This is a genomic window from Klebsiella sp. OBRC7, from assembly GCF_000293135.1.
Classification (GTDB): domain Bacteria; phylum Pseudomonadota; class Gammaproteobacteria; order Enterobacterales; family Enterobacteriaceae; genus Klebsiella; species Klebsiella michiganensis.
The window spans coordinates 87,023-109,393 of the sequence record NZ_ALNJ01000140.1 but is presented as its reverse complement, the minus strand read 5'-3'; the positions used below and the strand labels follow the sequence as shown (position 1 = coordinate 109,393).

Annotated in this window: 19 protein-coding genes; 3 read left to right on the top strand and 16 right to left on the bottom strand. The window is 55.8% G+C overall.

The window, feature by feature from the left end; translation table 11 throughout:
* From HMPREF1144_RS26585 to leuO, 16 genes are all read right to left on the bottom strand, one after another.
* Window positions 1–921, bottom strand: a complete 921-nt coding sequence (locus HMPREF1144_RS26585) for a D-alanine--D-alanine ligase (protein WP_009654566.1) — start codon at window positions 919–921, stop codon at window positions 1–3.
* Complete coding sequence (gene murC, locus HMPREF1144_RS26580) at window positions 914–2,389, bottom strand: UDP-N-acetylmuramate--L-alanine ligase (protein ID WP_004098590.1); 1,476 nt, start codon at window positions 2,387–2,389, stop codon at window positions 914–916. Before murC ends, HMPREF1144_RS26585 begins: the two co-directional genes overlap by 8 nt.
* A gap of 47 nt (window positions 2,390–2,436) precedes the next feature.
* The gene (gene murG / locus HMPREF1144_RS26575) at window positions 2,437–3,507 is read right to left on the bottom strand and encodes an undecaprenyldiphospho-muramoylpentapeptide beta-N-acetylglucosaminyltransferase (RefSeq protein ID WP_032722057.1); all 1,071 of its coding nucleotides are present in this window, start codon (window positions 3,505–3,507) and stop codon (window positions 2,437–2,439) included.
* Window positions 3,504–4,763, bottom strand: a complete 1,260-nt coding sequence (ftsW, locus tag HMPREF1144_RS26570) for a cell division protein FtsW (RefSeq protein ID WP_004098587.1) — start codon at window positions 4,761–4,763, stop codon at window positions 3,504–3,506. The genes murG and ftsW overlap by 4 nt, the downstream gene beginning before the upstream one ends.
* Window positions 4,763–6,079 (bottom strand): UDP-N-acetylmuramoyl-L-alanine--D-glutamate ligase, encoded by a 1,317-nt coding sequence (murD, locus tag HMPREF1144_RS26565; protein WP_009654616.1) that lies wholly within the window; start codon window positions 6,077–6,079, stop codon window positions 4,763–4,765. The genes ftsW and murD overlap by 1 nt, the downstream gene beginning before the upstream one ends.
* A 2-nt stretch (window positions 6,080–6,081) precedes the next feature.
* Complete coding sequence (gene mraY / locus HMPREF1144_RS26560) at window positions 6,082–7,164, bottom strand: phospho-N-acetylmuramoyl-pentapeptide-transferase (protein ID WP_004098585.1); 1,083 nt, start codon at window positions 7,162–7,164, stop codon at window positions 6,082–6,084.
* Window positions 7,158–8,516: a UDP-N-acetylmuramoyl-tripeptide--D-alanyl-D-alanine ligase gene (gene murF / locus HMPREF1144_RS26555; RefSeq protein WP_009654634.1), complete on the bottom strand. Its 1,359-nt coding sequence runs from the start codon at window positions 8,514–8,516 to the stop codon at window positions 7,158–7,160. The genes mraY and murF overlap by 7 nt, the downstream gene beginning before the upstream one ends.
* Window positions 8,513–10,000, bottom strand: a complete 1,488-nt coding sequence (murE, locus tag HMPREF1144_RS26550) for a UDP-N-acetylmuramoyl-L-alanyl-D-glutamate--2,6-diaminopimelate ligase (RefSeq protein WP_009654587.1) — start codon at window positions 9,998–10,000, stop codon at window positions 8,513–8,515. The genes murF and murE overlap by 4 nt, the downstream gene beginning before the upstream one ends.
* Window positions 9,987–11,753 (bottom strand): peptidoglycan glycosyltransferase FtsI, encoded by a 1,767-nt coding sequence (locus tag HMPREF1144_RS26545; protein ID WP_004098582.1) that lies wholly within the window; start codon window positions 11,751–11,753, stop codon window positions 9,987–9,989. Before HMPREF1144_RS26545 ends, murE begins: the two co-directional genes overlap by 14 nt.
* A gap of 15 nt (window positions 11,754–11,768) precedes the next feature.
* Window positions 11,769–12,134, bottom strand: a complete 366-nt coding sequence (gene ftsL / locus HMPREF1144_RS26540) for a cell division protein FtsL (RefSeq protein ID WP_002888550.1) — start codon at window positions 12,132–12,134, stop codon at window positions 11,769–11,771.
* On the bottom strand, window positions 12,131–13,072 hold the full coding sequence (gene rsmH / locus HMPREF1144_RS26535) for a 16S rRNA (cytosine(1402)-N(4))-methyltransferase RsmH (RefSeq protein WP_004098579.1): 942 nt from the start codon (window positions 13,070–13,072) through the stop codon (window positions 12,131–12,133). Before rsmH ends, ftsL begins: the two co-directional genes overlap by 4 nt.
* Window position 13,073: 1 nt before the next feature.
* Entirely contained in the window at window positions 13,074–13,532 is a 459-nt protein-coding gene (gene mraZ / locus HMPREF1144_RS26530) for a division/cell wall cluster transcriptional repressor MraZ (RefSeq protein ID WP_009654608.1), read from the bottom strand.
* 626 nt (window positions 13,533–14,158) lie between these two features.
* A complete protein-coding gene (gene cra, locus HMPREF1144_RS26525; protein WP_004098577.1) occupies window positions 14,159–15,163 on the bottom strand; it encodes a catabolite repressor/activator in 1,005 nt (334 codons plus the stop codon).
* Window positions 15,164–15,343: 180 nt separating this feature from the next.
* Window positions 15,344–15,835: an acetolactate synthase small subunit gene (gene ilvN, locus HMPREF1144_RS26520; protein WP_004098573.1), complete on the bottom strand. Its 492-nt coding sequence runs from the start codon at window positions 15,833–15,835 to the stop codon at window positions 15,344–15,346.
* 2 nt (window positions 15,836–15,837) lie between these two features.
* Entirely contained in the window at window positions 15,838–17,562 is a 1,725-nt protein-coding gene (ilvI, locus tag HMPREF1144_RS26515; RefSeq protein WP_042928580.1) for an acetolactate synthase 3 large subunit, read from the bottom strand.
* 391 nt (window positions 17,563–17,953) lie between these two features.
* On the bottom strand, window positions 17,954–18,922 hold the full coding sequence (gene leuO, locus HMPREF1144_RS26510; protein WP_085955019.1) for a transcriptional regulator LeuO: 969 nt from the start codon (window positions 18,920–18,922) through the stop codon (window positions 17,954–17,956).
* Between the two features lie 603 nt (window positions 18,923–19,525).
* Here leuO and leuL point away from each other — a divergent pair.
* The 3 genes from leuL to leuB all read left to right on the top strand — a co-directional run bounded on the left by leuL (window position 19,526) and on the right by leuB (window position 22,370).
* Window positions 19,526–19,612, top strand: a complete 87-nt coding sequence (leuL, locus tag HMPREF1144_RS34030; protein ID WP_009654551.1) for a leu operon leader peptide — start codon at window positions 19,526–19,528, stop codon at window positions 19,610–19,612.
* 95 nt (window positions 19,613–19,707) lie between these two features.
* Window positions 19,708–21,279, top strand: a complete 1,572-nt coding sequence (gene leuA, locus HMPREF1144_RS26500) for a 2-isopropylmalate synthase (RefSeq protein WP_009654620.1) — start codon at window positions 19,708–19,710, stop codon at window positions 21,277–21,279.
* Complete coding sequence (gene leuB / locus HMPREF1144_RS26495) at window positions 21,279–22,370, top strand: 3-isopropylmalate dehydrogenase (RefSeq protein WP_004098566.1); 1,092 nt, start codon at window positions 21,279–21,281, stop codon at window positions 22,368–22,370. The genes leuA and leuB overlap by 1 nt, the downstream gene beginning before the upstream one ends.
* Window position 22,371: the final 1 nt, after the last annotated feature.

The following is a 22,371-nucleotide window of genomic DNA, read 5'->3' as shown; positions in this document are numbered from 1 at the left end:
TCACCCCGCCAGGTCCAGAATTCGTACAACAAGCTGCGAGAAGCTCATCCCTGCCTGACGCGCCGCCATGGGCACCAGGCTATGGCTGGTCATGCCAGGAGAGGTGTTTGCTTCCAGCAGATAAAACTGGCCATCGCTGTCCAGCATCACATCAATTCGCCCCCAGCCGTAACAGCCAAGACTATCCCAGGCTTTTTGCACCAGAGCCTGGATTTCTGCCTCGCGCGTGGAATCTTCCAGGCCAGGGCAGAAATATTGCGTTTCATCAGAGAGATACTTTGCTTCATAATCATAGAAGGTTCCAGCCGCCTGGATACGTATTGACGGTAAAATTTCTTCTCCGACGATAGCGACGGTAAATTCCGGCCCACTGAGCCATTTTTCAATCAGAACTTCGTCATCATGCTGAAAAGCCAGCGCCAATGCATTTTGTAATGCACAACTTTTGCTGACTTTGGACATACCGACGCTGGAGCCTTCGCGGCTGGGTTTAACAATCAACGGCAGTCCGAGGGCGGAAATCTGCTGTTCTACCTTAGCGGAAAGCCCCACGGTGAACTGTTTACGCGTTAGCGCAACCCACGGCGCAACCGGCAGCCCGGCGCCCTGCCACAGCAGTTTGCTGCGCAGCTTATCCATTGAGATAGCGGAAGCCATCACGCCGCTGCCGGTATAGGGGAGTTGAATCAGCTCCAGCAGCCCCTGCAACGTACCATCTTCACCGCCGCGACCATGCAGGGCAATAAACGCTTTCTGAAACCCCATATTTTTCAATTGGGTAATATCCACGTCGCGCGGGTCTACCGGGTGTGCATCGACCCCGGCTTCACGCAGGCCAGCGAGCACCGCCGAACCTGAATTGAGAGAGACTTCACGTTCAGCGGAGGTTCCGCCAAAGAGGACCGCGATTTTATCAGCCATGGCGCTCCTCCTGCGATTTTTGCGGCTGCAATTTGATTTCTGCCAGGTGACGGGCGATTTTACCGATATTTCCCGCCCCCTGAACCAGCACCAGATCGTTGCCGGTCAGCACTGAAGCCAGCATCTCTGCCGCCTGCGCCGGGTCGGAAACCAGAATCGGGTCAACTTTACCGCGACCGCGAATCGTACGGCACAGCGAGCGGCTGTCGGCGCCAGGAATAGCGGCTTCGCCCGCGGAATAAACGTCCAGCATCAGCAGCGCGTCAACCTGGGTCAGTACGTTGGCGAAATCATCGTACAGATCGCGCGTACGGGTAAAACGGTGTGGCTGAAACAGCATCACCAGGTTTTTATCCGGCCAGCCCGCCCGCGCTGCTTTAATGGTGGCATCCACTTCCGTAGGATGATGACCATAATCATCGATCAGCATCGCGGTGCCGCTTTTACCGTTAACCTCAGCTAACGGGTATTCGCCAAGGAAATCAAAGCGACGGCCGGTGCCCTGGAAGCTTTCCAGTGCGCGCAGGATTGCACCATCATCAATGCCCTCTTCCGTCGCAACGGCCACCGCCGCCGCCGCGTTCAGCGCATTGTGGCGACCCGGAGCGTTCAGTGTCACCTGAATGACTTCTTTATCCTGGCGAACCAGACGGAAATGGCCCTGAGCGCCGAGCTGGCGATAATCTTCAACGCGAACATCGGCATCATCGCTAAATCCGTAGGTGGTGAGCTGGCGGCCAACGCGCGGCAGCAGTTCACGAATCACCGGATCGTCCACGCACATCACCGCGCGTCCGTAGAACGGCAGATTGTGCAGGAAGTTAATAAACGTCTGCTTCAGGTTTTCGAAGTCGCCGTGGTACGTATCCATATGATCGGCTTCGATATTGGTCACGATAGCGACCATCGGCTGTAAATGCAGGAAAGAGGCGTCGCTCTCGTCCGCTTCGGCAATCAGGTAACGACTATGGCCAAGGCGCGCGTGCACGCCAGCGGCTTTGACCAGACCACCGTTCACGAAAGTAGGATCCAGCCCGGCTTCAGCGTAAATGCTCGAGACCATCGCCGTGGTTGTGGTCTTTCCGTGCGTGCCGGCAATGGCAATGCCGTGGCGAAAACGCATCAGTTCCGCCAGCATCTCGGCGCGGCGAATAACCGGAATACGCGCTTCGTGGGCGGCGACGATTTCCGGGTTATCCGCAGAAATCGCGCTGGAAACCACGACAACGCTCGCATCGCGCACGTTTTCAGGGCGATGGTTGAAATAAATAGTGGCGCCAAGCTGAGTCAACTGCTGGGTCACCGGATTCGGCGCCAGGTCGGAGCCGCTAATCTGATAACCTTCGTTGGCCAGAACTTCGGCAATACCGCCCATGCCGGCACCGCCAATGCCAACAAAGTGAATGTGCCGGACGCGACGCATCTCGGGCACGATAGAACGCAGTTTTGCCAGATCTTGTGTATTCATTCTTTACGCCATCAACTTCTTTATTCGGACGGTGATCATCACCGCGATTAACGCGCCAGTGCTGCGGCGCTCACTTCTTCTGCTACCCGTTCGGTCGCGTCCGGAATCGAGGCTCTGCGCGCTCGCTCCGCCATATCCAGCAGCGTCTCGCGATCCCAGCCCGCCAGGGTTTGCGCGACGGCCTCCACGGTAAACTGCGGCTGCTCAAGGATCTTCGCTGCCCCTGCCTTCTCTAACGGCAGCGCATTCCAGTACTGCTGACGATCTTTGTGCTGAAAAGGCACAAACAGCGCCGGTAAACCCGCGGCGGCAATTTCGCTCACCGTCAGCGCCCCGGAACGACATACGACAACATCGGCCCAGGCATAAGCCGCCGCCATGTCGTCAATAAATTCGGTGACTTTGTGCTGCGGCTGGCCGGCGTCGGAATAGGCCTGCTGTACGCTCTCCTGGCCCCCTTTACCGCTCTGGTGCCAGATGGTGACAGCAGAACCCAGCTTCGCCGCCACCTGCGGCATCGTCTGATTGAGCACGCGCGCGCCCTGAGAGCCGCCGACGACCAATACGCGAATCGGCCCCTGACGCCCGGCTAACCGCTGTTCCGGCAGCGGCAGCGCCAGCACATCGGTGCGAACCGGGTTGCCAACAACGTCGGCATGCGGGAAAGCGCCGGGAAATGCCTGCATGACCTTTTTGGCAATTTTCGCCAGCCATTTATTCGTCAGGCCGGCAATTCCGTTCTGTTCATGCAGGACAACCGGGATCCCCAGCGACCATGCCGCCAGACCGCCGGGTCCGGAAACATAGCCGCCCATACCCAGCACCACGTCCGGCTGAAAACGCTGCATAATCGCTCGCGCCTGACGCCAGGCGTTGAAAATACGCACCGGTGCCAGCATCTGCGCCTTCAGGCCCTTGCCGCGCAGGCCGGATATCTGAATGAAATCAATTTCAATGCCGTGCTTCGGCACTAAATCCGCTTCCATACGATCCGCGGTACCCAGCCAGCGGACCTGCCAGCCCTGGTCCATTAAATGGTGCGCAACCGCCAGTCCCGGGAACACGTGTCCGCCGGTACCGCCTGCCATCACCATTAAGCGCTTTTCCTGACCGCTCATCGAACACCCCGTGTAAACGCCTGGGCTTTTTCCAGACGCGTTTCATAATCAATTCGTAACAGCAACATGATCGCCGTCGACATAATCAGCAGGCTCGAACCGCCGTAACTGATCAGCGGCAGCGTCAGGCCTTTGGTGGGCAGCATCCCCGCCGCCGCGCCGACGTTAACCAGCGCCTGAAAGCTAAACCAGATCCCAATGGCGCAGGCCAGAAATCCGGAGAAACGGTGGTCAATCTCCAGCGCTTTGCGGCCAATGGACATGGCGCGAAAAGCGACGAAGAATACCATTAAAAGTGCGAGTACCACACCGATATAACCGAGCTCTTCACCGATAATGGCGAAGATGAAATCGGTGTGCGCCTCGGGCAAATACTCCAGCTTCTGGACCGAATTGCCCAGGCCCTGCCCCCACATTTCGCCGCGACCAAAGGCCATCAGCGACTGGGTTAGCTGGTAGCCGCTGCCGAACGGATCTTCCCACGGGTTCCAGAAAGAGGTCACGCGGCGGATACGGTACGGTTCAGCCAGAATCAGCAGTACGACCGCCGAAAGCCCCATCCCGATAATGGCGATAAACTGCCACAGCTTGGCTCCCGCCAGGAACAGCATGGCCAGGGTGGTCACAAACAGCACGACGACGGTACCGAGGTCAGGCTGCGCCAGCAGTAAAATCGCCAGTACGAAAATCACGCCCATCGGCTTTAAGAAGCCGCGCAGGTTGTTACGCACTTCGTCGCCTTTACGCACGAGGTAGTTGGCGATGTAGCAGAACAGCGACAGCTTGGTAAACTCCGCAGGCTGGATACGCAGCGGCCCCAGCGCAATCCAGCGCGACGCCCCGTTAACCGAGCTGCCGACCACCAGAACAATCAGCAGCATGACGATAGAGGCGATCAGCATCGCGGTACTGTGGCGCTGCCAGAACTCCATCGGCAGGCGCAGCGTCACCATCGCCAGCCCTAGCGCCAGCAGAATGTATAAGCCATCGCGCTTGGCAAACAGAAACGGATCGTTCGCCAGACGCTGGCCTACCGGCATCGACGCCGAGGTCACCATAATGAAGCCGATTGCGGCCAGGCCAAAGGTCAGCCACAGCAGCATCCGGTCATACATCACCAGGCTATCGGTATCTTTTTGCCGCGAGCCCATCACCCAGCCTTTCAGCGCGGCGAACAGCCATGCGAAAATAAACATTCCCGGCAGACGCGGCAGTCTCAGCCGTGGCATTTTCAGGCGCGGGAGTGATAAACGCATCAACCTAACTCCTTCGCCAGGCGAGTAAAGATGTCGCCGCGTTGTTCAAAGTTTTTAAACTGATCGAGACTGGCGCACGCGGGAGACAGCAGCACCATATCGCCCGTGACAACCTGCGGCGCAATCTGGCGCATCGCCTGCTCCATGGTTTCCGTTTGCACGGCGACGTCCGGGCGAAGGGCCGCCAGCTGCGCGCCGTCGCGGCCGAAGCAGTACAGGCGAACGTTGTCGCCGGTCAGGTAACGGCTTAACGGCGTGAAATCAGCAGATTTCCCATCGCCGCCCAGCAGCAGATAGAGCGTTCCATCAAGATGCAGTCCATTGAGCGCCGCTTCGGTACTGCCGACGTTGGTGGCTTTAGAATCGTTGATCCAGCGCACGCCGTTGTGCTCCAGCACCAGCTGGAAACGATGCGCCAGCCCGGTGAATGTGGTCAGCGCTTTCAGGCTGCTGGCACGCGGCAGACCCGCAGCGTCCGCCAGAGCCAGGGCCGCAAGCGCGTTACTGTAGTTATGCTGGCCGCTTATCTTCATCTCTTTGACGTTGAGCACCTTCTCGCCTTTGACGCGCAGCCAGGTTTCTCCCTGCTGGCGGTTCAGGTGATAGTCGCCAACGTCAACGCCGAAGCTGATGCAGCGATCGTCAGCGCCGCGTACCGGCATGGTTAACGCATCGTCGGCATTGACGATACAGGCCCGGGCGTTCTCATAAACGCGCAGTTTGGCGGCGCGATACTGCTGAAGCCCCAGCGGATAGCGGTCCATATGATCTTCGGTGACGTTAAGGATCGTCGCCGCGGCCGCCCGCAGGCTGGAGGTGGTTTCCAGCTGGAAGCTGGAAAGTTCCAGGACATAGAGTTCGCGCTCAGGATCCAGCAGCATCAGCGCCGGCAGGCCAATATTGCCCCCAACGCCAACGTTCAACCCCGCCGCTTTCGCCATTTCTCCCACAAGGGAAGTCACGGTGCTTTTACCGTTGGAACCGGTGATCGCAATAATCGGCGCCTGCGCCTCGCGGCAGAACAGTTCGATATCGCCGACAATTTCTACCCCCGCATCCGCCGCGGCGCTCAGGGAAGGATGCGCCAGCGCGATGCCAGGGCTGGCGACAATCAGGTCCGCCGTCAACAGCCAATCTTCGTTCAGACCGCCGACATAGCGATCAACGGCTTCCGGCAGCTTGTCCAGCCCCGCCGGCGCAACGCGGGTATCCATCACCCGCGGCGTCACGCCGCGAGCCATGAAAAAGTCCACGCATGACAGGCCGGTCATACCCAGCCCAATAATGACGACTTTTTTACCCTGATAATCTGCCATGATTAACGTACCTTCAGCGTCGCCAGGCCAATCAGCACCAGCATCAGCGAAATAATCCAGAAACGCACGATAACGCGCGGTTCCGGCCAGCCTTTCAGTTCATAGTGATGGTGAATCGGCGCCATGCGGAAGATGCGCTGCCCGCGCAGCTTGAAGGAGCCGACCTGCAGAATCACCGAGAGCGTTTCCACCACAAATACGCCGCCCATAATCACCAGCAGGAATTCCTGGCGCAGCAGCACGGCGATAATCCCCAGCGCGCCGCCGAGTGCCAGTGAACCCACATCGCCCATAAAGACCTGTGCCGGATAGGTGTTAAACCACAGGAAGCCCAGGCCCGCGCCGACAATCGCCGTACAGACGATCACCAGTTCACCGGCGTGACGCAAATAAGGGATATGCAGGTAGTTGGCGAAATTCATGTTACCGGTCGCCCAGGCAACCAGCGCGAAGCCGGCGGCAACGAATACGGTGGGCATAATCGCCAGCCCATCAAGGCCGTCGGTCAGGTTGACCGCATTACCGGTCCCGACGATAACAAAATAGGCCAGCAGGACGTAGAACAGGCCCAGCTGCGGCATCACATCTTTAAAGAACGGCACTACCAGCTGAGTCGCCGGCGTATCTTTACCCGCCATATACAGCGCAAAGGCGACGCCCAGGGCAATCACCGACATCCAGAAATATTTCCAGCGGGCAATCAGGCCCTTGGTATCTTTGCGGACCACCTTACGGTAGTCATCAACGAAGCCGATGATGCCGTAGCCCACCAGTACCGTCAGCACGCACCAGACGTAGGGGTTAGATGGATAGGCCCACAGCAGAACGGAGACAACAATGGCGGTCAGGATCATGATCCCGCCCATGGTCGGCGTACCGCGCTTACTAAAGTGAGATTCCGGGCCATCGTTACGTACAACCTGGCCAAAGGAGAGTTTTTGCAGACGGGCGATCATGCGCGGGCCCATCCACAGAGAGATGAACAGCGCGGTCAGCAGGCTGACAATGGCGCGAAACGTCAGGTAGGAAAAGACGTTAAAGCCTGAATAATATTTGACCAAATGTTCGGCCAGCCATACTAACATGTTCCGTTCTCCTGTAATGCGCGTACTACCACTTCCATGGCGGCACTACGTGAACCCTTCACTAAAATGGTCATAATTTTATGTTCTGCGGTGAGCTCGCGCAGGCGGGTCACCAGCGCGGCCTTCTCGCTAAAATGTTCGCCAACGCCGCTGGCACCGCTGATCTCTGCGCTCAACGTACCGACGCTCAGTACGCGATCGAGCCCGGCCGCTTTTGCCGCTTCGCCCACCTGACGATGGCATGCCTGGCTTTCCGCGCCGAGTTCGGCCATATCGCCGACGACCAGTACCCGGTAGCCCGGCATCTCAGACAGCACCTGTACCGCGGCTGTCAGCGAGCCGACGTTGGCGTTATAGGAATCATCCAGCAGCAGCTGGCTGTCGGTCAGTTGAATCGGGAATAACCGCCCCGGTACCGCTTTCAGATCTTTCAGACCCGCTTTGATCGCCTCATGCGTCGCCCCCACCGCCATTGACAGCGCCGCGGCAGCCAGCGCGTTGGCGATGTTATGGCGCCCCGGCAGCGGCAGCAGTACATCAACGCTGCCCGTTGGGGTCTGCAGAGTAAATTCAGTCCCGTGCGACGTCACATGAACGTTGGTTGCCGTGAAATCGCTGTGGGCGGCGTTCGGCGAAAAACGCCAGGTTTTACGCTCGCCAATCACGCTTTGCCAGTTCAGCCAGTCATTGTTGTCGGCGTTCATAATCGCGATGCCGTTGAGCGGCAGACCGGTGTAAATTTCGCCCTTGGCTTTCGCCACGCCTTCCAGAGAGCCAAAGCCTTCCAGATGCGCGGCGGCCAGGTTATTCACTAACGCGGCTTCGGGACGGGTCAGGCTAACGGTCCAGGCAATTTCCCCCTGGTGATTAGCGCCTAACTCGATGACCGCGTAGTCATATTCTTTGGTAAGACGCAGCAGCGTCATCGGCACGCCGATATCGTTGTTCAGGTTACCTGCGGTATACAGCGTATTGCCGCACTGGCTCAGAATCGCCGCGGTCATCTCTTTAACCGAGGTTTTTCCGGAAGATCCGGTCAGCGCGACCACGCGCGCCGGCACCTGCTGACGCACCCACGCGGCCAGTTCGCCAAACGCCAGACGCGTATCCTTCACCACCACCTGCGGTAGATCGCAGGCCAGCTGACGGCTGACCAACAGCGCCCCCGCGCCGGCAGCTTTCGCCTGTTCGGCAAAGTCATGCGCATCAAAGCGCTCGCCTTTTAGCGCCACGAACAGGCAGCCCGCCGTGATTTTACGGGTATCGGAGGTGACTTCATCAATCGCCACATCGCGGCCGTGCAGCTCGCCATGCGTGATGCCGGCGAGCTGGCTGAGAGTCAAGCGAATCATGCTACCGCCCCCAGCAGACGCGCCACGGTGACGCGGTCAGAGTAATCGAGTCGGCGATTGCCGACGATTTGATAGTCCTCGTGGCCTTTGCCCGCCACCAGAACGACGTCGTTTTCTTTCGCCTGCATCACCGCATTAGTGACCGCTTCCGCACGACCTTCCACCGCCCTGGCATGGCCCGCGTCCAGCATTCCGGCCAGAATGTCGTTGATAATCGCCCGCGGCTCTTCGGTGCGCGGGTTGTCGTCGGTGACAACCACGATATCGGCAAACTCTTCGGCGATAGCGCCCATCAGCGGACGCTTGCCTTTGTCGCGATCCCCGCCGCAGCCAAATACGCACCACAGTTTACCGCGACAGTGCAGACGCGCCGCCTGCAGCGCTTTTTCCAGCGCATCAGGCGTGTGGGCGTAATCAACGACCACGGTCGGTTTACCCGGCGCGGCGAACACTTCCATACGCCCGCATACCGGCTGCAGGCGCGCGGCGGTTTTCAGCAGATCGGCAAGCGGATAGCCCAGCGCCAGCAGGGTGGCTAAGGCCAGCAGCAGATTGCTGACGTTAAAGGCGCCCATCAGGCGGCTTTCGATCTCGCCGTTCCCCCAGCTGGAGGCAAACTGAATGGTGGCGCCGCTATCGTGATAGCTCACGGCGGTCGCTTTAAGCCAGCGGCCCCGGCAGTTCGGGTTAATGTGATCTTCCATCGATACGGCAACCGCATCCGGCAGCTTCGCCAGCCAGCGGCGACCGACTTCATCGTCCGCATTAACAATCGCCTGGCCGCAATGGTGGGTTGAGTAGAGCAGCCATTTCGCCGCTTCGTAATGTTCCATATCACCGTGGTAATCGAGGTGATCGCGGCTCAGGTTGGTGAAGACCGAGGCGGCAAACTGCAGCGCGGATACGCGATGCTGCACCAGCCCGTGGGAAGAGACTTCCATCGCGGCGAACGTCGCCCCCTGCCCTGCCAGGCCAGAAAGTACGTGTTGAACATCAACGGCCGAACCGGTGGTGTTTTCCGTTGGGATAACTTTCTCCAGAAGGCCATTGCCTACGGTTCCCATTACCGCGCTGGTTTCCCCCAGCAGCTGCGCCCACTGCGCCAGCAGTTGTGTCGTGGTGGTCTTGCCGTTAGTCCCGGTGACGCCCACCAGGCACAGTTGTTCCGAAGGCTGATGGTAAAAACGCCCGGCCAGCGCGGATAAGCGCTCGTTGAGTTGGCTCAGATAGATAACCGGCACACCGTGCATTTCACGGATTTCGCCGTCATGGGCCTCATCTTTGGCCTCAGCAATAATGGCAGCAACACCTTGCGCTATCGCCTGCGGGATATAACGACGCCCGTCCGCCTGATGACCTAAAACCGCGATAAAAAGATCGCCAGAAGCAGCCACCCGGCTGTCCAGCGTCATTTCTCGCAGAATTCGCTCCGGCGCATTTGGCACCCACGGAGCGAGAAGGTCGCGCAAATTACGATCTGCCACCTGTTCCCTCGCCTTGATTAATCACTAATTCACTTTTTTCAGCCGTTGCCAGCGCATCCGGTTCAATGTTCATGGTGCGCAGTACGCCGCCCATGATGGCACCGAAGACCGGCGCGGAAACGGCGCCGCCGTAGTATTTACCCGCCTGCGGATCGTTGATCACCACCACCAGCGCAAAGCGCGGATGGCTGGCGGGCGCAACGCCTGCGGTGTAAGCAATGTATTTGTTGATGTAGCGGCCGTCGGGCCCTACTTTTTTCGCCGTACCGGTTTTAATGGCGATGCGATAGCCTTTGATCGCCGCCTTCACGCCGCCGCCGCCGGGCAGCGCCACGCTTTCCATCATATGAACAACGGTACGAACGAGTGATTCCGGGAAGACGCGCTCGCCCGGAACCGGTGGATCAACTTTGGTAATCGACAGCGGGCGATATATGCCGTAGCTGCCGATCGTTGCGTAGACTCGCGCTAACTGTAACGGGGTTACCATTAGCCCATAGCCGAAAGAAAAGGTGGCCCTCTCTATGTCAGACCACCGTTGTTTTTGAGGGTATAAGCCACTGCGTTCTCCGACCAACCCCAAATTGGTCGCTTTTCCGAGTCCAAAACGTGAGTAAGTATCTACTAACGCTGAGGACGGCATCGCTAACGCCAGCTTAGAAACACCGACGTTACTCGACTTCTGTAGTACCCCGGTCAGGGTCAATTCGCTGTAGCGCGCCACGTCTTTGATTTCGTGGCCGTTAATTCGATAGGGAATGGTGTTCAGTACGGTATTTTCGTTAACAATGCCGCGCTGAAGCGCCGTCATCACCACCATCGGCTTCACCGTTGAACCCGGCTCAAACACGTCGGTAATGGCGCGGTTACGCATCGTATCTTTAGAGGTGCCCGCGAAATTATTCGGGTTGTACGACGGGCTGTTGGCCATCGCCAGCACTTCGCCGGTGTTAACGTCGACCAGAACCGCGGTACCTGACTCCGCTTTGTTGAACGCCACCGCATTATTCAGCTCGCGATACACCAGCGCCTGCAGGCGTTCGTCAATGCTCAGCGCCAGGTTATGCGCGGCCTGGCTATCGGTGGACGAAATATCTTCGATTACCCGACCATAGCGGTCTTTACGCACGATACGCTCGCCAGGCTGGCCGGTAAGCCACTTATCAAAGCTCTTCTCTACGCCCTCAATCCCCTGGCTATCGACGTTAGTGAAGCCAATGAGGTGAGCGGTTACTTCGCCTGACGGATAGTAGCGGCGGGACTCTTCCCGCAGATGAATCCCCGGTAGCTTCAATTTACGGATGTAGTCGGCCATATCAGGGTTCACCTGACGCGCCAGATAGATGAAACGCATCCGTGGATTGGTATTGATGCGCGATGCCAGCTGATCCAGCGGCATATTCAGCGCATCGGCCAGCGCCTTCCAGCGGTTGTCCAGGGTCACGCCCCCGGCTTCATGCAGCTCTTTCGGGTCAGCCCAGATAGCTTTTACCGGCACGCTCACCGCCAGCGGCCGTCCGGAACGATCGGTTATCATTCCGCGCGCGGTAGAGACTTCCTGCACGCGCAGAGAACGCATATCGCCCTGGCGTACCAGCATGTCCGGGCTAATTACCTGTAGCCAGGCCACGCGGCCCAGCAGGAAGCCCAGCGCCAGCAGAATACAGCCGCACAGCAACGCAAAACGCCAACTGATAAAGTTGGCCTGTTCTTCCTGACGTTTTGCTTTTGGCGTTTTCGGCGCTGCTTTCATGCGTCGCAATAATCCTTATTTCTGTACAACGATATTTTCTTGTGATGGATCGACGTGCTGCATCTGCAGCTTCTCGGTCGCGATCCGCTCAACCCGACTATGATCGCCGAGAGCATTTTCTTCGAGGATCAGGTTGCGCCATTCAATATCCAGCGCGTCGCGTTCCAGCACCAGCTGTTCGCGCTGTGCGGTTAAGAGACGAGTATGGTGCGCCGTTGTCACCACCGTAATCGCCGTAATAATGATGCAAATGAACAGGCAGAGTGGCAGCTTCCCAAACCGCAGAAGGTCGTCTCCGATCACGCCAGGCAAAGCATGGCGCTCGTTGCTTCCTATCGACCCTTTCACCTTGCTTAGGGCTTCTGTCACTCTGCCGATCATGCGTTCGTCCTCTCTGCAATACGCAGAACTGAACTACGGGCACGAGGATTTTCAGCTACCTCTTTTTCGCCCGGCATCAACTTGCCTAATGCTCTTAGCTCACGGCCGCCCAGTTTTTTAAGCTGCTCTTCGGTCATCGGTAACCCTGCCGGAACCTGCGGACCGCGGCTTTGCTCGCGCATAAAGCGTTTCACAATACGGTCTTCCAGCGAGTGGAAACTGATGATTGAGAGCCGCCCGCCCGGGGCCAGCACGCTGAGCGAGCTTTTTAGCGCCTGCTCTATCTCCTCCAGTTCACTGTTCACCCAAATGCGCACCGCCTGGAAGGTACGGGTCGCGGGATGTTTGAATTTATCTTTCACCGGCGTCGCCGCCGCAACGACCTCCGCCAGCTCTTTGGTACGCGTCATCGGTTCGACGCGGTTGCGTTCAACGATGGCGCGGGCAATGCGTTTACCAAAGCGCTCTTCGCCGAAGGTTTTGATGACCCAGGCGATATCGGCTTCGTCGGCGGTTTGTAGCCATTCAGCGGCTGACTGGCCGCGCGTCGGATCCATGCGCATATCCAGCGGACCATCGCGCATGAATGAGAAGCCACGTTCAGCGTCATCCAGCTGCGGTGAAGAGACGCCAAGATCGAGCAGAATACCGTCGATCTTGCCGGTTAGATTGCGCTCGCCAACATAGTCTGCCAGCTGAGAAAAAGGACCATGAACGATGGAAAAGCGGGGATCATCGATAGTTTTCGCGACGGCGATAGCCTGCGGGTCGCGATCGATCGCCAGCAGGCGTCCCTCCGCTCCCAGCTGGGAGAGAATCAGGCGCGAGTGACCGCCGCGGCCAAAGGTACCATCAATGTAGATACCGTCAGGACGAATATTCAGGCCGTTAACGGCTTCATCCAGAAGTACCGTAGTGTGTTTATAATTTTCCATCATTTTACAAAGACAAATCCTGCAGGCGCTCCGACAGTTCCCCGGAAGCGGACTGCTCAGCGTCGATATCTTCCTTGACCCGTTGATACCAGGTCGTTTCGTCCCACAGCTCAAACTTATTGAACTGCCCGACCAGCATCACTTCTTTTGTCAGCCCGGCGTGTTGCCGCAGCACCGGGGCGATTAATAGCCTCCCGGCGCTATCCATCTGACATTCGCTGGCATGTCCCAGAAGCAAACGCTGTACGCGCCGCTCGGTGGGGTTCATGCTCGATAAACGCGATAATTTTTGCTCGATGATTTCCCATTCAGGCAAAGGGTAAAGCAGCAGGCACGGGTGATGGATGTCAATGGTGCATACCAATTGACCGGAAGCGTTCTCGATCAGCCCGTCGCGGTAGCGCGTCGGTACGGCCAGACGGCCTTTGCTGTCGAGATTGACTAACGTTGCCCCACGGAACATGCCAGCCTCACCCCTTTTCGCCACTTTACCCCACAAATTCCCACAAGAAGGAGTTTACGGAGCGGAGGAAAAGCTTGTCAAGCCAGCACGAATGCCAACAGAGCTCAAAAACCCATTATTTACAGCCGATATTCGCCCTGAGGAAAAATCAACCAACAAACGAGGCAAATTAACGTTATGAATATCGGTAAGAAAACAACCAACAAACTTGTAACAGTTAAAGCAGCAAAATATCTTCTAAGGGAAAATATAAAGTGTCAGTTTGCGACGCGAGCGGCATTTTAGGCCATTCTGATGACCGTTAACAGCACCAGTTTTCACAGGAGAGGCACACTAACTGCGGGGTATAGCGCTTATCGCTACCATAATAGGGAGGAAATGAGTGTTAATTCAGCAACTCACCTGCTGAATGTAACAAAATAATACAAATAAATACGCTAATCCTTTTATGGGCTAATTAAACCGCGAAATAAATGGCGCGAAGAATAAAATTAAAAGAGATGTCAGGAAGCTTAAGGATTTGTCTGAAAGATCCTTAACCCTGCAATTTTTACGTCATCTCAGCGGATTATCGCCAGACGCGTCTCCGTCTGGCGAATGCTCTACGAATAATCCTGGTCACGCGCTTAGCGGCGATTCAGACTGCCGCGACGATAAAGATTGCGCCGGATACGGCTTAACCCAGGTTTCGGCTTACGCGGTTCATCAAGGCTGGCGAGCACGATCTCCAGCACGCGCTCCGCCACGTCGCGGTGGCGCTGGGCTACGGCTAAAACGGGACACTGGAGGAAATCCAGCAGCTCATTATCGCCAAAAGTGGCAATAGCCAGCTCAGAAGGCAGCTTCCCTTCCCGGCGCAGCGTGACGTCCATCACGCCCTGCAGCAGCGGAAACGAAGTCGTAAAAAGCGCCTGAGGCATTGGATGCGTTTCCAGCCACTTTTCAAAGAGCTGCGCCGCGGCTTCGCGCTCGTAGCTGTTTGCATAGAGGAAATGCACCTCTCGCGGATCGTCCTTCCACGCCGTACGGAATCCCTGCTCACGCAGGAAGCTCACCGAAAGTTCCGGCAGGGCGCCAAGGTAAAGCACCGTTTCAGCGGGGAATTTACGTAACTCCGCGCCGAGCATTTCAGCATCGTCCTGATCGGCGCCGACGACGCTGGTGAAGTGTTCACGATCGAGCGCGCGGTCAAGGGCAACAATCGGGAACGGATCGTTAGCCCAGCGCTGATAGAACGGATGCTCAGGAGGTAATGAGGTGGAAACGATAATCGCATCGACCTGACGCTGCAGCAGATGCTCAATGCAGCGCATTTCGTTATCCGGTTGATCTTCGGAACAGGCGATCAGCAGTTGGTAGCCGCGCTGGCGCGCCTGACGCTCCAGGTAATTAGCGATGCGCGTATAGCTGGTGTTTTCCAGGTCCGGGATAACCAGACCAATGGACCGCGTACGTCCTGCACGCAAGCCTGCAGCAACCGCATTCGGGTGATAGTTGTGCTCACGAACCACCGCCATCACCTTTTCAACAGTTTTATCGCTGACGCGATACTGCTTCGCTTTCCCATTAATCACATAGCTAGCGGTCGTTCGCGAGACACCGGCCAGCCGGGCGATTTCATCCAGTTTCACAATTGCCCCTTGGGTAATAAGTACAGAACATAACCATTCTTCAGGTATGGATTCGTTTTTATAACATCTAAGCGCAGAAAAGTAAGCGCAGCAACCGCTTTAGTCCACAGTTCCCACCGATTTCGCAAAAAAATAGCCCGACAAGGGGTGTCGGGCTATTTTTACGTCAGTTTGCGCTGCTCAGCGCATGATTTTGTCGCCACGCGACAATCCGACAACACCCGAGCGGGCAACCTCAACAATACGGGCCACATCGCGCAGCGACGCTAAAAACGCATCCAGCTTATCGCTGGTTCCCGCCAGCTGAACGGTATAGATAGACGGCGTGACGTCGATAATTTGCCCACGGAAAATTTCCGTATTGCGCTTGACCTCATCGCGTCCATAGCCGCTGGCCTGGACCTTCACCAGCATAATTTCACGCTCAACGTGCGCGCCTTGTCCGAGCTCGTTAACGCGCAGCACGTCTACCAGCTTGTGCAGCTGCTTTTCTATCTGCTCAATCGCTTTCTCATCGCCAACGGTTTGAATCGTCATTCTGGATAACGTCGGATCGTCCGTCGGCGCTACCGTCAGGCTTTCAATATTATAACCGCGCTGTGAAAAGAGGCCGATCACGCGGGATAGCGCGCCCGATTCGTTCTCCAGTAATACTGATAATATCCGGCGCATAATCAGGTCCTCTCCGTTTTGCTCAGCCACATCTCGTCCATACCGCCGCCGCGAATCTGCATGGGGTATACATGCTCACTGCCGTCAACCGTTACATCGACGAAAACCAGTCGATTATTACGCACCTGCTCCAGCGCCTCAGCGAGCTTCGCTTCCAGCTCCTGCGGGTCGCTGATACGAATCCCCACGTGGCCGTAGGCTTCCGCGACGCGAGCAAAATCAGGCAATGACTCCATATAGGATTGTGAATGACGGCCAGAGTAAAGCATATCCTGCCACTGCTTCACCATCCCGAGGTAGCGGTTATTGAGGTTCAGCACCAGCACCGGCAGCTCGTACTGCAGCGCGGTGGAGAGCTCCTGAATATTCATCTGGATGCTGCCATCGCCGGTCACGCAAATCACCGTTTCTTCCGGCAGCGCCATCTTCACGCCCAGCGCGGCGGGAAGGCCAAATCCCATCGTTCCCAGACCACCTGAGTTGATCCAACGCCGTGGTTTGTCGAAAGGATAATAAAGCGCCGCGAACATCTGATGCTGACCCACATCGGACGTCACGTATGCATCGCCGTGCGTCAGCCGCCAGATGGTCTCAATTACCGCCTGTGGTTTAATCTTGCCGCTTTGCGTGTCGTACTGCAGGCAATGACGCGCGCGCCACTGCTCTATCTGCTGCCACCAGTCGCGGATTTCATCCAGCGGTTGCTGCGTCTCTTCATGTTCGAGCAGTTCAAGCATCTGTTCCAGCACCAGGCGGGCGTCGCCAACGATAGGCACGTCGGCAGGAACGGTCTTGGATATCGAAGTGGGATCGATATCAATATGCAGCACCGTCGCGTTCGGACAGTACCTGGCCAGATTATTCGTTGTACGATCGTCGAAGCGCACGCCAACGGCGAAAATCACGTCGGAATTGTGCATGGTCATATTAGCTTCATAGGTCCCATGCATGCCCAGCATCCCTAACGCCTGCGGGTGCGAGGCGGGGAAGGCGCCCAGCCCCATCAGCGAAGACGCTACCGGCAGCTTCAGTTTCTCAACCAGCGCGAACAGCTGCGGTTCACATTGCGCATTAATCGCCCCGCCACCGACATAAACCACCGGTTTTTTGGCAGCCACCAGCGTCTGCAGCGCACGTTTAATTTGCCCTTTATGACCCGACGTCGTCGGATTATAAGAGCGCATGCTGACCGTATCTGGCCAGGCGTACGGCAGTTTTTTCGCTGGATTGAGAATATCTTTCGGTAGATCCACGACGACCGGGCCGGGACGCCCGCTGGCCGCCAGCCAGAACGCTTTTTTCAGCACGCCGGGAATATCTTCGGTTTGCTTAACCAGAAAGCTGTGTTTTACCACCGGTCGGGAGATCCCCACCATGTCGCACTCCTGGAAAGCATCGTAGCCAATTAAGGACGTCGCGACCTGGCCGGAAAGAATCACCAGCGGAATGGAATCCATATAAGCCGTCGCAATGCCGGTAATCGCGTTAGTCGCCCCCGGACCCGAGGTCACCAGGACTACCCCGACCTCGCCCGTTGCGCGCGCAAGACCATCCGCCATATGCACGGCAGCTTGCTCATGGCGGACCAGTACGTGATCGATTCCGCCAAGGGTATGTAACGCATCATAGATATCGAGGACCGCGCCCCCGGGATAACCGAATACCTGCTTGACGCCCTGATCGACCAGCGACTGGACGACCATTTCGGCTCCTGACAACATCTCCATGGTTTGCCTCCCGGCTTATAGTTTTTAACGACAGCGGAATCCGATTTCCGCGCGCTCGCACAGGACGAAGCGCAAAAGCTTCGTCCTGAGGTGAATAGACTGCATGCCGTTACCATAACTGCTCGCTAACGGGCAGGCAATTGGCGACCGTCGGCACCTAAGAGGCATTAAAAGGATAAAAGAAAGGTTCACAGGTAAAACTCGGTGAAAAACTTCGGAGATAAGAAAATATGATAGTCAATGCTCGGGGAAAATAACCAACTACAGCAAATCATCCATTTTTTAACGGGCAGCGTCGGAGGCGGACAATCGCAAACAGAATAAAATTCTACGTTTAGTGACTTTTGTCACACAAAGCAGGAGCCGAAGCCCCCGTTTGTATCGCGACCGTTTAGCGCTGGCAGATATTGACCAGCAATTCTTCCATCCACTGATGCCCTTTATCACGGCCCGCCGCTTCATGCCAGGAAAGATAGCAGGTACGGCTATTCACTTTCAGCGGCAACGGTAATATTTGCAAATTCAGCTTATCGGCAAACTCGCTGGCTAACCAGCGCGGTGCGATAGCAACCATGTTGGTCTGGGAAACCACATTTAATACGCTGACCATCGCGTTTCCTTGATAAGCAATACGCGATTGTTTATCCGCAGTGTCATACCATGGCTGGCTAAATGAAGCGTATCGATCGAGAGCGACAACCGCGTGCTCCTCCTGATAAATATCATTTTCCATCATGGGGCCAGAAATACGCGGATGTTTCCGGCTGGCCACCAGCACCATTTCATCTTTGAATAAAGGTACGCAGGCAAACTCAGGGCGACGAAACTCTTCATAACCAATAACGAATTCAATTTCCTGATAACGTAATTGATGTTCCGTGTTTTGATTCAATGCCGATTTAAAGACCAAATGAATGTTGGGCGCAATCTCGCCAACTTTATTGAAAATAACCGAAGTCAATGCGTTATCCAGCGGGCTGCAAACGCATAAATTAAAGACCCGCTCGCTGCTGAGCGGCTCGAAGCCGGAGCCCGGTAACTCGTTCTGCACTAATTGTAATGCCTGTCGTACAGAACCAAATAGCTGATAAGCACGCGCCGTTGGCTGGATGCCGCGTCCATAACGAACAAACAGCTCATCATTAAACATCACTTTCAGTCTTGAGACGGCATTGCTGACCGCCGGCTGCGACATTCCCAGCGAATGTGCCGCACGGGTGATATTTTGTTCCTGCATTACCGCATCAAATACGGTTAACAGATTGAGGTCAACCATTCTCAGCTGAGGTTTTGTGGTTTCAACCTCTGAGTCCGGCTTATATTCAGTATTTTCTTTTAACATATTTAACTCCACTGTCACGCTAAATTCCCTTTGCCAAAGTGCAGTAATTAATTCTGAAAATATCATTTACCATGCATATGACATTTACAAAAGGGCAAAGATGAATTTTAGGAATATATCAAGGTTATGAGTGGCGACCAAAATTCTGCAGTTGAACGTACCCGCAATCCCCTAACCATATTGTTTACTTGATAAAACCAAGTGTACCCATAAATATCAAAAATAAACAATAACAGCAGCGGTTAACTATAATTTAAGCACTATTACAATATCAGTTTAAGCCCCCCTTAAAATTCACATTTTATTATCATTGATAATTTACCCTTACAAATATGAATGCATTCACCAACCGAATAAATCTAAATATTTCATTAAGATATGATTATGGCCGAGTGGGCTATGCTTGAAGCACTCATCGAAACTCAAAATTATCAAATAGTGAAAATATCTCAACGTGCAGTGATGTCCTAAAAAGGATCATCGGCAAAAAAGCGCGATCGTCAGCACAATTAGCTAATTCATACCTCTGGTAAAAAGACCTTTTGTTCACCCAAGGGTTGACATCAAACCCCATATCCAGTAACTCTAAATGCATAACGATTTCATCTGGAGCATGACGCAATGATTCGCAGCATTCGCTTTCTCAGCCTACTACTACTAAACGCATCCATTTTGCGCGGTAGGCTGTTGGGCGACGTTCATCGTTAAGTCATCTTCCAGCAAGACTATAAAACCCGCGCCAATGCGCGGGTTTTTTTATGCTCGTAAGCAAGGCGCCAGGACACAGACCAAGGATCTAAACCATGAGCCAGCAAGTCATTATTTTCGATACGACCTTACGCGACGGTGAACAAGCGTTACAAGCCAGCCTGAGTGTGAAAGAGAAACTGCAGATTGCTATGGCCCTGGAGCGGATGGGCGTTGACGTCATGGAAGTGGGCTTCCCAGTCTCGTCTCCAGGCGACTTTGAATCCGTGCAAACCATCGCACGCACGATCAAAAACAGCCGCGTTTGCGCCCTGGCCCGCTGCGTAGAAAAAGATATCGATGTTGCAGCAGAATCATTAAAAGTGGCGGAAGCGTTCCGTATTCACACTTTTATCGCCACCTCTCCGATGCATATCGCCACCAAGCTGCGCAGTAACCTGGATGAGGTTATCGAACGTGCCATCTATATGGTAAAGCGCGCCCGCAACTACACTGACGATGTCGAGTTTTCCTGTGAAGACGCTGGCCGTACGCCGATTGCCGATCTGGCTCGCGTCGTTGAAGCCGCGATTAATGCAGGCGCAACAACCATCAATATTCCGGATACCGTCGGCTACACCATGCCGTTCGAATTCGCCAACATCATCACCGGTTTGTACGAATGCGTGCCTAACATCGACAAGGCTATTATCTCCGTCCATACCCATGACGACTTAGGCATCGCGGTCGGTAACGCCCTCGCAGCGGTCCACGCCGGCGCTCGCCAGGTTGAAGGCGCGATGAACGGTATCGGCGAACGCGCCGGCAACTGCTCGCTGGAAGAAGTGATCATGGCGATTAAAGTGCGCAAAGACATTATGAATGTGCACACCCGCATTAATCACCAGGAAATCTGGCGTACCAGCCAGACCGTCAGCCAGATTTGTAATATGCCGATCCCTGCCAACAAAGCTATCGTCGGAACCGGCGCCTTTGCCCACTCTTCCGGCATTCACCAGGACGGCGTGCTGAAGAATCGCGAAAACTACGAAATCATGACGCCGGAATCTATCGGCCTGAACCAGGTGCAGCTGAACCTGACCTCACGCTCCGGCCGCGCGGCGGTGAAACACCGTATGGAAGAGATGGGCTATAAAGACACCGACTACAACATGGACCATCTGTATGACGCGTTCCTCAAGCTGGCGGATAAAAAGGGCCAGGTATTTGACTATGACCTGGAAGCGTTAGCCTTCATTAATAAACAGCAGGAAGAACCGGAGCATTTCCGCCTGGATTACTTCAGCGTGCAGTCCGGCTCCAGCGATATCGCAACCGCCTCTGTTAAGCTGGCCTGCGGTGATGAAACAAAAGCTGAGGCCGCCAACGGTAACGGCCCGGTGGACGCCATTTATCAGGCCATTAACCGCATCACCGGCTATGAGATTGAGCTGGTCAAATATGACCTCAACGCCAAGGGTCAGGGTAAGGATGCGCTGGGCCAGGTTGACATCGTGGCGAACTACAACGGCCGCCGCTTCCACGGGGTGGGCCTGGCGACGGATATCGTGGAATCTTCCGCGAAGGCCATGGTTCACGTCCTGAACAATATCTGGCGCGCCGCTGAAGTCGAAAAAGAATTGCAACGCAAAGCTCAGAATAAAGAGAACAATAAGGAAACCGTGTAATGTCGAAGAATTACCATATTGCTGTTTTACCAGGTGATGGTATTGGCCCGGAAGTCATGAACCAGGCGATGAAAGTACTGGAAGCCGTTCGCCACCGTTTTGATATGCGCATTACCACCAGCCAGCACGACGTCGGCGGTGTCGCCATCGATCGTCAGGGCACTCCCCTGCCGCAGACTACCGTCGAAGGCTGCGAACAGGCCGACGCGATCCTGTTTGGCTCGGTTGGCGGACCGAAATGGGAGCATCTGCCGCCCGCGGAGCAGCCGGAGCGCGGCGCGCTGCTGCCCCTGCGTAAGCATTTCAAATTATTCAGCAACCTGCGCCCGGCTAAGCTGTACCAGGGCCTGGAAGAGTTTTGCCCGCTGCGCGCCGATATCGCCGCTAACGGCTTCGACATTTTATGCGTCCGCGAACTGACCGGCGGCATTTACTTCGGCCAGCCGAAAGGCCGTGAAGGCAGCGGCCAGCATGAGAAAGCGTTCGATACCGAGGTGTATCATCGCTTTGAGATTGAGCGTATCGCCCATATTGCGTTCGAGTCCGCCCGCAAGCGTCGCCACAAAGTGACCTCTATTGATAAAGCGAACGTGCTGCAGTCTTCTATTTTGTGGCGCGAAATTGTTAGTGAAGTCAGTAAGCAGTATCCTGACGTTGAGCTGTCGCATATGTATATCGACAACGCCACCATGCAGCTGATCAAAGATCCGTCCCAGTTTGACGTCCTGCTGTGCTCCAACCTTTTCGGCGACATCCTGTCTGACGAATGCGCCATGATTACCGGTTCAATGGGCATGCTGCCGTCCGCCAGCCTCAACGAGCAAGGCTTTGGTTTATATGAACCCGCAGGCGGCTCCGCGCCGGATATCGCCGGTAAAAACATCGCTAACCCCATCGCGCAGATCCTCTCCCTGGCGCTGCTGCTGCGCTATAGCCTGGATGCCGATAACGCGGCAACCGCGATTGAAAATGCGATCAACCGCGCATTAGAAGAAGGCGTACGTACCGGCGATTTAGCGCGCGGCGCGGCGGCGGTCAGTACCGATGAAATGGGCGATATCATTGCCCGCTATGTCGCTGAAGGGGTGTAAT

What these genes read in the sequence shown, in the direction of transcription:
- HMPREF1144_RS26545 (WP_004098582.1), bottom strand. Translation starts at nt 11,753, where the DNA reads ATGAAAGCAGCGCCGAAAACGCCAAAAGCAAAACGTCAGGAAGAACAG.
- ilvN (WP_004098573.1), bottom strand. Translation starts at nt 15,835, where the DNA reads ATGCGCCGGATATTATCAGTATTACTGGAGAACGAATCGGGCGCGCTA.
- leuL (WP_009654551.1), top strand. Translation starts at nt 19,526, where the DNA reads ATGATTCGCAGCATTCGCTTTCTCAGCCTACTACTACTAAACGCATCC.
- ftsL (WP_002888550.1), bottom strand. Translation starts at nt 12,134, where the DNA reads ATGATCGGCAGAGTGACAGAAGCCCTAAGCAAGGTGAAAGGGTCGATA.
- ilvI (WP_042928580.1), bottom strand. Translation starts at nt 17,562, where the DNA reads ATGGAGATGTTGTCAGGAGCCGAAATGGTCGTCCAGTCGCTGGTCGAT.
- murD (WP_009654616.1), bottom strand. Translation starts at nt 6,079, where the DNA reads ATGGCAGATTATCAGGGTAAAAAAGTCGTCATTATTGGGCTGGGTATG.
- murC (WP_004098590.1), bottom strand. Translation starts at nt 2,389, where the DNA reads ATGAATACACAAGATCTGGCAAAACTGCGTTCTATCGTGCCCGAGATG.
- leuA (WP_009654620.1), top strand. Translation starts at nt 19,708, where the DNA reads ATGAGCCAGCAAGTCATTATTTTCGATACGACCTTACGCGACGGTGAA.
- leuB (WP_004098566.1), top strand. Translation starts at nt 21,279, where the DNA reads ATGTCGAAGAATTACCATATTGCTGTTTTACCAGGTGATGGTATTGGC.
- mraY (WP_004098585.1), bottom strand. Translation starts at nt 7,164, where the DNA reads ATGTTAGTATGGCTGGCCGAACATTTGGTCAAATATTATTCAGGCTTT.
- mraZ (WP_009654608.1), bottom strand. Translation starts at nt 13,532, where the DNA reads ATGTTCCGTGGGGCAACGTTAGTCAATCTCGACAGCAAAGGCCGTCTG.
- HMPREF1144_RS26585 (WP_009654566.1), bottom strand. Translation starts at nt 921, where the DNA reads ATGGCTGATAAAATCGCGGTCCTCTTTGGCGGAACCTCCGCTGAACGT.
- ftsW (WP_004098587.1), bottom strand. Translation starts at nt 4,763, where the DNA reads ATGCGTTTATCACTCCCGCGCCTGAAAATGCCACGGCTGAGACTGCCG.
- rsmH (WP_004098579.1), bottom strand. Translation starts at nt 13,072, where the DNA reads ATGATGGAAAATTATAAACACACTACGGTACTTCTGGATGAAGCCGTT.
- murG (WP_032722057.1), bottom strand. Translation starts at nt 3,507, where the DNA reads ATGAGCGGTCAGGAAAAGCGCTTAATGGTGATGGCAGGCGGTACCGGC.
- murF (WP_009654634.1), bottom strand. Translation starts at nt 8,516, where the DNA reads ATGATTCGCTTGACTCTCAGCCAGCTCGCCGGCATCACGCATGGCGAG.